Source organism: Bacillus sp. ISL-51, from assembly GCF_018613535.1.
Classification (GTDB): Bacteria; Bacillota; Bacilli; order Bacillales; family Bacillaceae; genus Bacillus.
Window position 1 is genome coordinate 67065 of the sequence record NZ_JAGGQB010000012.1, and the last position, 13519, is coordinate 80583.

Genomic DNA, 13519 nt, shown 5'->3' on the forward strand with positions numbered 1-13519 from the left:
AGTCGGTTATATTTTCTGCTGACATACTTGTGCTACAGAAGGAGCTGTACTTATGGAATGGATTAAAAAAATAAGCGGTTTTGCGGGTCAAACCTTTGGCCTATGGGTTATCGTCTTTGCTGTCTTAGGGTTTTCCTTCCCTGGTTTATTTTCTTGGATCACTTCTTATATGACCGTTTTTCTAGGAATTATAATGTTTGGGATGGGACTTACCCTTCAAGCTGACGATTTTAAAGAATTAATCAGAAAACCGTGGCACGTTGTCATCGGGGTCTTCGCGCAATTCACGATTATGCCGCTTGCTGCTTTCGGGTTAGCGTTTGGTCTGCATCTTCCCGCAGAAATTGCAGTCGGCGTCGTCCTTGTCGGGTGCTGTCCGGGCGGCACCGCATCTAATGTCATGACCTTTTTGGCGAAAGGCAATACGGCTTTGTCGGTTGCCGTCACCACGATATCGACATTGCTCGCACCGGTTTTAACGCCTGTATTGATTATGATGTTTGCCAAAGAGTGGCTGCCTGTTTCTTTCGGTTCGTTATTTGTTTCGATCATACAAGCTGTATTGCTTCCGATTGTCCTTGGGGTTATCATGAAGCTGTTTTTCAAAAAGCAGGTTGCACAAGCGGTTCACGCGCTTCCTCTCGTGTCTGTCATCGGCATCGTAGCCATCGTTTCCGCCGTTGTCAGCAGCAATCGTGAGCATCTGCTTCAATCGGGTTTGCTGATTTTTTCTGTTGTCATTTTACATAACGGAATCGGATATTTGTTAGGCTATCTGGCTGCAAAGCTTTTTAAAATGGATTATTCCTCTCAAAAAGCGATTGCGATAGAAGTCGGCATGCAAAACTCCGGTCTGGGCGCGGCGCTTGCGACAGCGCACTTCTCCCCCCTTTCAGCCGTGCCGAGCGCGATATTCAGTGTTTGGCATAATCTATCTGGATCAATTCTCGCAACTTATTGGTCTAAGAAAAAAGAAAAAGATAGTGCCGGAGGGGATGAAACGGCTAAGGTTCCGCTTTCATGACTGAAAAAGGATAGGCGGCAGCCGCACCTATCCTTTTTTTTCTGCAGATCACAAAGCAGGCGCAAGAGCGCTTTTTTAGCATCCCCCTTAAATAAACCTCCATGATAACAAATCAATTGGCGGATATCATAATCAAGCAATCGGCGCACGGAACGGACTGCATCATTCATATGTAATGTATAGCGGGGATTAGCAAGGTTAAGCTTTCCGTCTTCGATTACGACCGCATCACCTGCGATCATTGTTTTTTCGGCAGTCAGATAAAGGCTGATATGGCCGGGTGTATGGCCCGGCGTGGCCACAATGCGAATGCCTCCGCACCATGGCAGCAGCTCGCCGTCTGTTACCGTCCGGTGAACAGGAGCCGCTTCGACCGATTGAAGCGAGCGGATGAACTGCTTTGCATAAGGTTTTTCCTCCACTGGCAATGAACAAAACGTTGATTCTGCCTGCTCAAGCCGTAATGATTTTTTAGAGCCATCAACATACGGCGCTTCACGTTCATGTGCTGTCACGCTGATATCCGGGTGCAAACGGTGTAATGCAGCGAGTGAGCCGATATGGTCTATATCGTGATGCGTTGCAATGACTTTCGTCAGTGAATGAAGCGAAATTCCTTTTCGCGCAGAAGCCTCTTGAAGATGATTTATAAAACCGGGATATCCGCAGTCTATTAAAATCGTGTCATGTTCGTCTTGCAAAAGAACAGGTGTGATAGAATGCAATTCTTGGTTATATTCAAATTCGATTTCAAGCGGATAACAGCTTTTCATATAAAGTCTCCCCTTCTCTCAATTAAAAAAGTACACCGCTCGTAAGGGCAGTGTACTTTTTGTCTGTCTCAAATTATCCTTCCAGCAGCAGCTGTTCCGGATCTTCAAGCAGGTTTTTAATTGTTACAAGGAATCCGACCGCTTCCTTACCGTCTACAATTCTGTGATCATATGATAACGCAAGGTACATCATCGGACGATTTTCAGAACGCTCTGCATCAATCGCTACAGGACGAAGCTGAATTTTGTGCATGCCTAAAATCCCAACCTGAGGACTGTTTAAGATCGGCGTTGACATAAGCGAGCCGAATGTTCCTCCGTTTGTGATCGTAAAGGAACCGCCTTGCAGCTCACCCAATGTTAATTTATTGTTTCTTGCTTTTTTCGCAAGGTCGCCGATCTCTTTTTCGATGCCGGCAAATGTCAGGCGGTCGGCGTCACGCACGACTGGGACGACAAGCCCTTCTTCAGCCGCAACAGCGATTCCGATATCATAGAATTTTTTCACGATCAGCTCATCGCCTTGAATTTCAGCGTTAAGCAGCGGATATTTTTTCAATGCTGCCACGACAGCTTTTGTAAAGAAAGACATGAAACCGAGCTTCACTTCGTTTTGTTCAAGGAATTGGTCTTTACGGCGTTTTCTTAAATTCATAACAGCCGTCATGTCGACTTCATTAAAAGTAGTCAGCATCGCAGAAGTCTGCTGCACTTCAACCAGACGTTTAGCGATTGTCTGTCTGCGGCGCGACATTTTTTGCACTTCTACAGGTTTGTCAAAGCTTTGCTGTGTTTTTTGGGCCTGCTGCTGTTTCGGCTGTGCCGCAGGTTTTGCAGCCGGCTTTTCATAAGCTTCCACATCTTGTTTGCGAACGCGGCCGAGCGGGTCCCCTGTCGGAATTTGTGAAAGGTCAATTCCTTTTTCCCGTGCCAGCTTGCGTGCAGATGGAGACGCTACCGTTCTTGATTTCGCTTCTGGTTGCGCTTCCTGGCTGACTTCTTGGGCAGCCGGTTCAGCTTTTGCTTCTTCTTTCGTTTGTTCATTGCTTGCAGCATTTTCTGAAGGGGCAGGTGCAGAACTTTCTCCCGCGCCTTCTGTAATGGTACCGATAATTTCTCCGACTTGGACGGTATCACCCGAATCTTTCAATACCTCTTGCAGAACACCCGATTCTTCTGCTGTCAATTCAACATTTACTTTATCCGTTTCCAGTTCAAGCAAATACTCACCCTGCTCTACATAGTCACCGGGCTGCTTTAACCATTGGGCTATCGTTCCTTCTGAGATTGATTCTGCTAATTCAGGTACCTTAATTTCCGCCATTTTTTCATTTCCCCCTTAGTTTTTGCGAGTCAAGCTATCAGATACAATGCGTTCTTGTTCTTTTTTGTGAACCGTTGGATCTCCCTCAGCAGGGCTGGATCGTCTTCTGCGGCCAATGTATTGGACACTTACCCCTTTTGGCGCTATTTCAGTCAGGTAAGGGCTGATATAACTCCATGCACCCATGTTTTGCGGTTCTTCCTGAACCCAAACGATCTCATTCAAGTTCGGCAGTTTGGCGAAAAGCTCTTTCGCGTCTTTTGCCGGGAACGGGTACAGCTGTTCAATTCTGGCAATGTGCAGCCAATCTTTATCGCCTTCCAGCTTATTAAAGTAATCGCTGATGTCAATAGACACCTTCCCGCTTGATAATACAAGGCGCGTCACTTTTTCATATGCATGAGAAAGCCCGGACTGCTCATATACAGCCTTGAATTTGCTCTCGCTCAGTTCCTGCACCTCAGATACCGTATTCGGATTACGGAGCAGGCTCTTCGGTGTCATAATCACGAGCGGACGGATTTCCTCACGAAGCAGCATTTTCGCCTGTCTTCTCAAAATGTGGAAATACTGAGCCGCGCTGGTCAGATTCGCAACCGTCCAGTTGTTTTCTGCCGCAAGCTGAAGGAACCGTTCGATTCGGCCGCTGGAATGCTCAGGCCCCTGGCCTTCGTAACCGTGCGGAAGCAGCATGACTAATCCTGATTTTTGTCCCCATTTTGCACGTCCGGCAGAAATGAATTGGTCAAAATACACTTGAGCCGCGTTGGCAAAGTCTCCGTATTGCGCCTCCCACAAGACCAGAGTCTCAGGCGAATGCACGTTGTATCCATACTCAAAGCCGATAACTGATCCCTCAGACAGCGGGCTGTTATGCACCGCAAATGAAGAAGAGCAATCGTCTAAATGATGGAGCGGAACAAACTCTTTGCCTGTTTCACTGTCGTGCAGCACAAGGTTTCTTTGAGCGAACGTTCCGCGCTCTGAATCCTGTCCCGTTAACCGGATCGGCGTGCCGTCTTTAAGAATGGAAGCAAACGCAAGCGATTCGGCCAATGACCATTCCACTTTGCGGTCATCATCAAATGTTTTCGCACGTCTTTCCAAAATTCTTTTCAGCTTGCCGAAGACGTTAAAGGATTCCGGCCAGTTGACCAGTTCACCGTTCAGCTTGCGAAGAACGTCAAAATCAATGGATGTGTCAACATCAGGAAAACCGTTTGACACAGGTTCCGGCAATTCGATTTCACGCACGGCATCTTCTTTTTTAGCGGGTACCTTTTTATAAGCGTCTTCTATTCGTTTGGTCACTGTTTGTTCAATGTTTTGCGCTTTTTCCTCGCTGATCAGTCCCTCTTTTACGAGTTTCTCCGCGAAGATCTGCTTGACAGTCGGGTGCTTTCTGACGGCGTCATACAGCATCGGCTGTGTCGTGGACGGCTCATCCATTTCATTGTGGCCGTACCGTCTGTATCCAATCAAATCAATTAAGAAATCTTTATTGAACCGTTTGCGGTATTCAACCGCAAATTTCACGGCTGCCAGGCATGCTTCAGGATCATCAGCGTTAACGTGAACGATCGGAATCTCATACCCTTTTGCCAAATCACTGGCATATTTCGTTGAGCGTGATTCTTCACTTTCAGTTGTAAAACCAATCATATTGTTCGCGATGATATGAATGGCCCCGCCGACCTGATAGCCTTTCAGGGAACTGAGGTTCAAGGTCTCTGCGACGATACCCTCTCCCGGAAACGCAGCGTCCCCGTGAATTAAAATGGCAAGCGACTTTGTTTCATCCTGAACCGGATATCCTTTTTGCTTTCTTGTTTCCTGCGCGGCTCTTGTGCTTCCCTCAACGATCGGATTGATGAATTCCAGATGGCTCGGGTTGTTTGCAAGCGTGATTCGCGCGCTTTTCGTTTCAGCGTCCTGAAGCTGTCTGTCTGCTCCGAGATGGTATTTTACGTCGCCTGTCCACCCGTAGCTGATTCCAGTGGAGCCTTCTGACGGCACAAGGTCTTTATTCGGCGCGTGCTGGAATTCCGAGAAAATAATCTCATAAGGTTTGCCGAGCACATGCGCCAGTACGTTCAAGCGGCCCCTGTGCGCCATTCCGATATTGACATTAGTCGTGCCTGCTTTTACAGACTGGGCGATAATGTCGTCAAGAACCGGTACAAGTGCGTCCAATCCTTCAATTGAAAAACGCTTTTGCCCGACAAAGGTACGTTGTAAAAATTGTTCAAATCCTTCTACTTCTGTCAGTCTTTCTAAAACGGCTGACAGCTTTTCCGGTGAGTTCTTTTGGAAAAGTTCGCCGGATTCGACCATTTTTGTAATCCATGCGCGCTCTTCGAATTCATGCACATGGTCAAATTCGAAGGATATCGTTTTTTTATACGTATTGCGCAAATGCTGAATGGCTTCTATGCCGTTTGTTATATTGGCAGGTGCGTCTTTGCAAATGACGGACGCGGGTATAGCTTTGATTTCTTCTTCTGTAAGCCCGTAATCGGATAACGGAAAGAGCTCGCTCTTTTTTTGATCCTTTCTGAGCGGATTGACGGAAGCGTTCAGATGGCCATAGGTTCGAATATCTTCTGCAAGTTTAACTGCTGATGCGATCTTTTGAATCAGATCTGCTGTTACGCGTCCCTGTTCCTTTGTTCCCGATGCCTCTTTGATCTGGCTTGGAGGAGCGCCTAGTTCATCAAACATGTCTTTCAGATCCGGATCAATGCTGTTTGGATCTTCAACATATTGGTCGTACAGCTCCAATGCGTAGCCGAGGTTCGGTCCGTAAAAATCTTCCCAATTCATTCGTTGTTTCATACTATTTTGAAACATTTGAATATTACCCCCAACTTAGATAATCAGTGATGATTCACTATCTTGAAATAACTTTTGAACACTGTGCCCAAAATTATGTAATAAAAACGCTTCCAAGGGTATTTTACCACTGTTTGCGATTTGATTCTACCTTGATTGTTCACAAAATAGTAAAAAAATCATCTAATTAACGAAAAAATTAAATCATTTTAAAATAAAAAGCGAAAAAGCATAGGAAAAGCCCTATCCTATGCTTTTGTGAAGCAGTTTTTTCAAGAGAGGATACAGCACATCCGGCAGCTGATCGACATCCGGAACAAAAATGCTGAACTTTCCGTACATGTCTTGGATGGTTTTCATCTGCGATTCTTCTATTGCTGTATTGGACAGAAAAACATTTATCACTTCTATCCCTCTTTTTCTCGCTTCGATGACGGCCTCGCTCGTATCGACGATGCCGTTTTGCTCATAGCCGAATGCCGCCGGTTCGCCGTCTGAAAACACGATTAAAAACTTCTGCGCCTCGCTCCGCCGCATCAATTGTTTCGTCATTTGTCTGATGGCGTAGCCGTCTCTGTTGTCTTCCTCTGGTTCAAGCTGCATGATCAGCGGCCCTGCGGCCTGCTTCAGAGATTCTTCAAACGGGATGACCGTATTGAAATAGTTCGGCTGGCTCGTCTCGGTCGCATCGTTTGTGTCCTCCCAAAATCCGACGATCTGATGCGGAACGGACACAGATTTCAGTGCTTCATGAAAAAGAACGATGCCGCGTTTTGTTTCGTCCATTTTGTCGAACATGCTGGCGGAACAATCGACAAGCAAGGTAAAAACGGCGTCAATCTCCGACGACGGATCCTGCTTTTTATAGAAAAGGCGCGGATTCCGCTCTGTAAAATAACGGAGTAATTTATTGTTCAGCCGTCCCGCGTGAAGGTCTGTCCGCGGTAACGTTTTCTTATGTTCAAGTGTTTTTTGAATCATTTGCTTCAGGCGTTTTTGATATGATTCTATCGTTTTTGCCTGCTCTTTATATGACAGCTCTTCAGCGGGTGAGGATTTTTCCGGCGTTTTATAAATCGGGAAGGCAAATTTGTTTTCTTTTCCGTCAGCCATCCCCGCTCCTGCCGGTTCATCCCGTTTGGATTCAAGGGATTCCAGCTTGGAATAATCTTTTCTTTTCGTCTGGCGGGCGGATCCTTGAACAGAGCCCAGCGCCTGGTCACCGTCATCGCCTTCTCTGGCCGCGTCTTTTCCTAAATCTGATTTCGCGCCGTGCTCAATATCAAATTGAAGAAAACTTTTTGACGAAGCCTCGGTTTCACGATGCCATGTCGGCATTTCCTCGTCATGAATGTCTTCATCTCCGTCGGAAGATTCCGGGAGCGTGATATCGTCACTTAATGACGGCGCTTCTTTGATGCTTTCAAATAAAGGCTGCTCGGCCGCTTTCTCGTAATCCAGTTCAGGCAGAAAGAAGTAAGTGTTCAGCATATCTTTTTCCAGCACTTCTTCAAGGCCTTCTATAAGGTCTTCGGTGATTTTTGCGATCTGCTCTGTAGAATCAGACTCATATACGCGAATGAGCTGCCCTTCGATAAACGGCCTCATCATATCGATGTCTTCACGCATTGAAGGAATGCCTTCCAGCGGAGACTCAGCTGTCAGTTTAACAAAAAGCGCACAATACAGGGCATCGGTAAAAATGCTCCGTTCTAAATTCAATGTAAGCTGGGTCGTAAAATATTTTCTGTACATCTCTCTCCGCTTTGCAAATACACGCTTTGTTCCCGGACGCTCTTTTTTAATCAGCTCTTCAATTCTGATATCCTCAAGCAGCATAAAGAGCTGTTTTGCAAAGCTTTGATGGGTGAAACGGCGGTGAACGCCATGTAAAAATCCGGCAAAATCCCTGAATGAGCTGCTGCGTGTTCCGACAGCACGCAAGTACACATCGCTTTTCAGACCGGCTTCCATATCTGCCGCCGACCTGTCCTTCCAAAAGTGACTCATATAAATTTTCTTTTCAAAAGGATTGTAGTAGGATTGAACGCCGTACTCTACTTCCACTTCTTTGCTTTTGGTCAATGTTTTTGCCAAGTCGGTCAGCATCATGAATAAAAAGGAGTCAATCGTGCTGTCGTTGAATTTGATAAACTTCATTGTGAATCCCTCATTCGAACAGCGTTTCGGCAATATTTCGGACGGCGGCTTTTTCCCGGTCGTCATCAAGTTTTTCCACGATGCCTCTTTCGATTGCCCGTTTCGGCGGAATGTATGCCGCTAAATCACATGTATCAATTAAGGCTCTAATAGACGCTGCTTCCTCTGAGACTTGGCCGTTATGCGCTTGTACGATTAAATCAGATGACAATGTCATAAAGCGGTCAATCAGCTTCTCGTCTTTTAAAACAGATTGAGCGGTAAGCACTTGTTTTAACAAGCTCCCTTTAATATACGGAACATCAATGATGACAAAGCGGTTTTTGAGCGCTTCATTCAGCGGAACGGTGCCGACATATCCTTCATTAATGGCGGCGATCACACCGAATCCTTCACTTGCCTTAATGACCTCTCCGGTAAACGGGTTGGTCATCATTTTTCTGTAATCAAGCACGCCGTTTAAAATCGGGAGGGTTTCCGGCTTAGCCATATTGATTTCGTCAATGTATAAAAAATGCCCCTCATTCATTGCGGTCGTTACAGGTCCCGGAACAAATTCAATTGCCGCCTGCCCCTGTTCATTTTCAATCGTTTTATAGCCGACAAGCGCTTCTGCGTCGAGATCCACGGAGCAGTTGACGCTGTGCATCGGCTTATGAAAATAGCTTGACAGCGTTTCTGCTAATTTTGTCTTTCCTGAACCGGTCGGTCCCTTTAATAAGATATTTTTTCCCATTGACAAAGCAATGATTGCATCGAACAAAATGGCTTGATCTTCAGCTTCATAGCCCGGAGATCCGATCAAATCCTGAAATTCTTTGGAAACGGGATGATTTCGATAAGCTGTCAGCTTGTTTTTTATATCTGCCGGCAGTGATAAGTGCTGTAATTCTGTTGTCATAGGTGATGTTTCCTTTCCATTCGTATTCCATATCCGAGTATACTAAAAAAGCCCTTGTATACTCAATACAAAAGGGCTCATTCTCGGCGGGCGCTTTTTGTCAGAGGAGCGCAGGCGATTCGGGCGCCGGAATTTCCGCTTGGATTTGTTAAGTAATCATCCGTACGTTCATGTATAATAAACGCGCTTCCGTCCCCATCAAGCATGTTGAGCCTGCTCCCTTCTGTTAAAGATGTTTGCGGAGCATTCATAATGACATCAACTTTGCCGTCGGCACCGACCTCGAGATTAGGCAGATCCCCTGCGTGGGGGCCCATCGGATTGTTGAAGCCATGCTCTTTGTTCATAGGATTAAACGGTCCGCCCGCTGATTCAAAATCCGGCGCTTTACACGTCCCCTTTTCATAAATGTGAAAACCTAGTGAGGCTCCCGGCGGAAGATGGCTTGCTGATATGTGAACGTCCAGCCCTTCCTCTTTAGATTCCTTGACTTCGATATAGCCGATGTTTTTTCCGTTTTTATCGATGAGTTCGGCATGCTCGCGGTATGAAGATGTTTCCAATGCGCGGCGTTCCACTTGATTTTGCGGCCGTAAAGGCGCTTGTTTGCTGCCGCAGCCCTCAAGCACAAGCGATGCGAGCATGAAGAAAAGCAAGAGACGATACATGCTGCCTCCCCCTTATTTTTACCCTTCAGTCTTGTCAAAACTTAAAAACGGTAAACAAAAAAAGCCCCGAAAGGCTTTTTAAAAATAACTGCGTGCCCCTAAATAGGCTTTTTTCCAATAGGAATTGCTTAAGTTTGAAATTTCAACCCCGGAGGAGCTTGCGTGAATAAAGCTGCCGCCGCCTAAATAAATTCCCATATGAGAAGGGCCCGCTTTATATGTCGTAAAAAAGACAAAGTCGCCCGCGGACGGCTGGCTGACATGTTTCATTGTATTCCAGTATCCGGCAGTACTCAGGCGGGAAACAGAGCTTACTTTATTCAAAAGGTAATAGATATAACCGCTGCAGTCGAATCCGGCAGGGGTATTTCCTCCCCAGCGGTAAGAAACGCCGACGTATTTTTTCGCTTCGGCTATCATTCTGTCAATCTTTGATCCTGTCTCAACGGGAGATTCAGGCACAGGCGGCTTATTTTCCGGCTTCTGCACAGGCTCTTTCGTTTTATTCGTTCCGTTAATCACCAGAACTTGTCCGATTTGCAGCACATCGGTTGTGAGTTTGTTTCTTTCTCTGATGAGTTGTGCGGTGATGCCGAACCGATTGGCAATTTTCCAGAGGGAATCGCCCGGTTTCACTGTATATGCAGAAGGCTTCTCAGAAGAATTTGGTTTAGAAGGTGTTTTTGCGCCGCTGTTTCCGTTCTTTGAAGAACCTTTAATTTTTAAGACTTGTTTCGGATACAGCATATCGGACTGTAAATGGTTTAACGTCTTTAATTCAGCAATTGTCATACCGGCTTGATTGGCGATCTTCCACAGCGAGTCGCCTGGCTTTACGGTATAAGTTCCTGATGGTGCCGCACCTTTATCAGGCTTAGTCTGTTTACCGCCGCCGGCTGAGCCTTTGATTTTCAGTTTTTGGCCCGGATAGATAACGTCTGAACTCAAATGATTCAGACTTCTTAGCTCCGAAACGCTCATTCCGTGTTTTTTAGCGATGACCCATAACGAATCACCGTATGTAACTGTATAAGTTCCCGTACTGTTTTTGCCTTTTTTGGCTGCCTTATGTTTATTGCCGTCCGGTATGTTCAGCCGCTGTCCCGGGTGCAGGATCGTTGATTTTAGTTTATTTTCCGACTGCAGGGCTGAAATGCTTGTATGATATTGACGGGAAAGTTTCCAAAGAGAGTCGCCGTTTTTCACTTGAATCGTTTTAGCTTCAGCGGGATGCACTGCGAATGTTGAAGTCATCACTGCAGAAACAGCCAAGCCGGCTGCGATCTTTTTTTTCATATAACGAAAAACCTCCTATTGTCATTATTGCTAAAGGAATCATCCGTTTTTTAGGACAATCTCTATCTTTCAGGATTTATTCAGAAGTCGACACCATTTTTATTTCATTTGAACCTATGATGAAGTAATGCCACACATTTTACATAAATAGAGATCATTTCACAAAAGACTTTGGAATCATTTTCATTATTTTCGCGATTTTCCTCCTTTCTTGTCTGTTTTTCATACAATTCTCTTTTTAACGGGAAATTCCTCCCCCGAATGAGGCCAAAAAAAGCCCGTTTCCTTTTTTAGGAAACGGGGAGTTATTACAATGCGGCGGAATCAGTCGCTTTCACGTCTTCTAATATCAGCTCGGCTGCGCGTTTTGCGCCTCCGGCAGTTCTCAGTGAATCTCCTATTTTACTTGCTTTTTCTTGATACTCAGGATTTTCACTTATTTCTTTTATCGTCTCTCTCAACAGCTCAGCAGTTATATCTTCTTTTTTAAATTGCTTGCCCGCGCCTGTTTTTTCCACTTGTCTGCCGACAGCAAATTGATCTCCGCCCATCGGAATCACGATCATCGGCGTTTTGTAATAAAGCCCTTCGCTCGTGCTGTTCATCCCTCCGTGAGTGATAAACAAATCGGCTCTTTTCAGGATTTCAAGCTGCGGCACATATGGTTTGACGATGACATGCGGCGGAATTTCATCCAGTTCAGCCGGGTCAAGATGCTTGCCTATAGACATGACGACCTTCCCCTCATAGTCCCTGCATGCTTTTAGGCATTGATTAAATAATTCCTTTTGATTATTGAAAATCGTGCCCATTGAAATAAACAGCACCTTTTCCCCTTCAAGCTGTTCAAATGGGAAATCGCTGTCTGCCGGCCTGTCGGTAATAGACGGCCCGACAAAAAGGTAAGAGTCTCCGAAATACTCCTCCTTCGGCTGAAAAGCTCTTGAGGTAAACACGATCGTTTTCTTGCCGTCATTTGAGAAAATATCAAATGGAGCGGCAATCTCTGCTCCGAACTCATTATTTAATTGGCCGACCTTCTCAGTGTATGCCGGATAAAATGGTGATTCTTCAGAAACCAAGCTCGCATTTGAAAAGACTTCTCTCACGAATTCTTCATTCATCGCAAACGTCGTACAAAGGGAATATGCCGGCAGTTTTAATATGTTTTTGACCAGTCTCCCTGCCAAAAAGTGGTGGTCGTACATTATGTAATCATATGATTCCTGCTTTACTTCCTCAATAATGCGGCGTGCGGCTTTTTTAGAGGTTTCGAGCATCATTACTAAAAATTCTGTAGAATCTCTGTTCTCATCACCGGTAGCGTTTTTTCCGAATTGATCTTTTCGGAAATCCTCATATTCACGGAATTCCGCGCCGCTTGACACGATTTTATCTTCGTATTCCTTAACGCCGTAATACACAACGTTCTCACCTTTTGCCTTTAATTCCTTTACAACGCCTAAAGACGGGTTGATGTGGCCTTCTCCCGGAAAACCGATCATTAATACATTTGCCATCTCTCCACTCCCTATCCCTTTAAAATTTTATGTATAATTCAACGATAACACTTATACAAAAAAAGGTAAAGATATTCACTTCATTAATATTTAAATGAGTACAATATTACTACGTTATTATTATTTATGAAGGGCGCGCTGAGATACAAGCGGATACAGGACGCCATCTTTAGCGAAGGACATTTTTCCCGTTTCTTCTGAGACGACAAGAACAAGTGCATCAGTCACAGCCGAAAGACCCATTGCGGCCCTGTGGCGAGTGCCGAATTTGAGATCCACTTTTTTTGTTGTTAAAGGCAGTACGTTTGCAGCCGATACGACCTGGTTTTCCCGCACAAGTACGGCACCGTCATGAAGCGGGTTTCCGGGATAAAAAATGCTTTCAATTAAAGCGGAACTGATTTCCGCATGCAGACTGGTTCCTTTTTGGATAAGCCCGTCCAACTGGTCTCCACGCTCAATGACAATCAGCGCGCCGTGTTTTTCTTCGGCCAGATGCTGAACCGCCATCGCCAGCTCCGTATATGAAGGTGTAAAATGTTCTATATATGACTGTAAGTAAAACGATGAGGCGATCGCCTGCATTTCCTGAAACGTATGGCCCAGTTCATCTAATTCGCAAAGAAGACACTGATCTTTTTCGTCCAATGTCCGCAATATCATTGCGGCATCCTCCGTAATTTGCTTTAAATAGGTTTGGACAGCAGCGGTAAACGCACTTTCGTTCATTTGGATTCGGCGCATACATCATCAACTCCTTTCTCTTATTTTCCGCAACCCGCGCATGGATATGCGTTTTCGTGTACATCATAAAAAAGAAAGGAGGCGCGGTCCAATGGAGTTTGCACGAGTGATGCAATATATCTGTACCTTTTTAGGGATCATTTCTCTTATATTTATTTATGCCCGGATGTTTAAAAAGCCGAAATCGGCGAAAAAAGAGTAGGCTAAGTGTCCATTGCTTTTTATACATAAAATGTTATAATTTCTCTCGTTAAAATAAAGAAACGGGGAACCCAAC

General features: G+C 45.3%; 9 protein-coding genes and 1 pseudogene. 1 reads left to right on the forward strand and 9 read right to left on the reverse strand.

Annotated elements, in window-relative coordinates:
- Positions 1-52: 52 nt before the first annotated feature.
- Positions 53-1024 (forward strand): bile acid:sodium symporter family transporter, encoded by a 972-nt coding sequence (locus J7E26_RS15245; RefSeq protein ID WP_214813804.1) that lies wholly within the window; start codon positions 53-55, stop codon positions 1022-1024.
- A gap of 32 nt (positions 1025-1056) precedes the next feature.
- On the opposite strand, the pseudogene J7E26_RS15250 reads toward J7E26_RS15245, so the two are convergent.
- The 9 genes and pseudogenes from J7E26_RS15250 to cdaS all read right to left on the reverse strand — a co-directional run.
- Positions 1057-1797, reverse strand: a pseudogene (locus J7E26_RS15250) (MBL fold metallo-hydrolase); the annotation flags it as partial.
- 73 nt (positions 1798-1870) lie between these two features.
- Positions 1871-3121, reverse strand: a complete 1251-nt coding sequence (odhB, locus tag J7E26_RS15255) for a 2-oxoglutarate dehydrogenase complex dihydrolipoyllysine-residue succinyltransferase (RefSeq protein ID WP_214813809.1) — start codon at positions 3119-3121, stop codon at positions 1871-1873.
- A 15-nt stretch (positions 3122-3136) separates the two neighbouring features.
- Entirely contained in the window at positions 3137-5971 is a 2835-nt protein-coding gene (gene sucA / locus J7E26_RS15260) for a 2-oxoglutarate dehydrogenase E1 component (RefSeq protein ID WP_214813812.1), read from the reverse strand.
- 225 nt (positions 5972-6196) lie between these two features.
- Entirely contained in the window at positions 6197-8113 is a 1917-nt protein-coding gene (locus tag J7E26_RS15265) for a vWA domain-containing protein (protein ID WP_214813815.1), read from the reverse strand.
- Positions 8114-8123: 10 nt separating this feature from the next.
- Complete coding sequence (locus tag J7E26_RS15270; protein ID WP_214813818.1) at positions 8124-9014, reverse strand: AAA family ATPase; 891 nt, start codon at positions 9012-9014, stop codon at positions 8124-8126.
- Between the two features lie 77 nt (positions 9015-9091).
- On the reverse strand, positions 9092-9682 hold the full coding sequence (locus J7E26_RS15275; RefSeq protein ID WP_214813821.1) for a superoxide dismutase family protein: 591 nt from the start codon (positions 9680-9682) through the stop codon (positions 9092-9094).
- A 78-nt stretch (positions 9683-9760) separates the two neighbouring features.
- Positions 9761-10978: a C40 family peptidase gene (locus tag J7E26_RS15280; RefSeq protein ID WP_214813824.1), complete on the reverse strand. Its 1218-nt coding sequence runs from the start codon at positions 10976-10978 to the stop codon at positions 9761-9763.
- Between the two features lie 308 nt (positions 10979-11286).
- Positions 11287-12498, reverse strand: a complete 1212-nt coding sequence (locus tag J7E26_RS15285; RefSeq protein WP_214813827.1) for a macrolide family glycosyltransferase — start codon at positions 12496-12498, stop codon at positions 11287-11289.
- A gap of 120 nt (positions 12499-12618) precedes the next feature.
- Complete coding sequence (gene cdaS, locus J7E26_RS15290; protein WP_214813830.1) at positions 12619-13242, reverse strand: sporulation-specific diadenylate cyclase CdaS; 624 nt, start codon at positions 13240-13242, stop codon at positions 12619-12621.
- Positions 13243-13519 lie beyond the last annotated feature (277 nt).

Bases quoted from the DNA above. Each gene is read 5' to 3' on its own strand.
- J7E26_RS15245 (WP_214813804.1), top strand. From the start codon at position 53: ATGGAATGGATTAAAAAAATAAGCGGTTTTGCGGGTCAAACCTTTGGC.
- odhB (WP_214813809.1), bottom strand. From the start codon at position 3,121: ATGGCGGAAATTAAGGTACCTGAATTAGCAGAATCAATCTCAGAAGGA.
- sucA (WP_214813812.1), bottom strand. From the start codon at position 5,971: ATGTTTCAAAATAGTATGAAACAACGAATGAATTGGGAAGATTTTTAC.
- J7E26_RS15265 (WP_214813815.1), bottom strand. From the start codon at position 8,113: ATGAAGTTTATCAAATTCAACGACAGCACGATTGACTCCTTTTTATTC.
- J7E26_RS15270 (WP_214813818.1), bottom strand. From the start codon at position 9,014: ATGACAACAGAATTACAGCACTTATCACTGCCGGCAGATATAAAAAAC.
- J7E26_RS15275 (WP_214813821.1), bottom strand. From the start codon at position 9,682: ATGTATCGTCTCTTGCTTTTCTTCATGCTCGCATCGCTTGTGCTTGAG.
- J7E26_RS15280 (WP_214813824.1), bottom strand. From the start codon at position 10,978: ATGAAAAAAAAGATCGCAGCCGGCTTGGCTGTTTCTGCAGTGATGACT.
- J7E26_RS15285 (WP_214813827.1), bottom strand. From the start codon at position 12,498: ATGGCAAATGTATTAATGATCGGTTTTCCGGGAGAAGGCCACATCAAC.
- cdaS (WP_214813830.1), bottom strand. From the start codon at position 13,242: ATGCGCCGAATCCAAATGAACGAAAGTGCGTTTACCGCTGCTGTCCAA.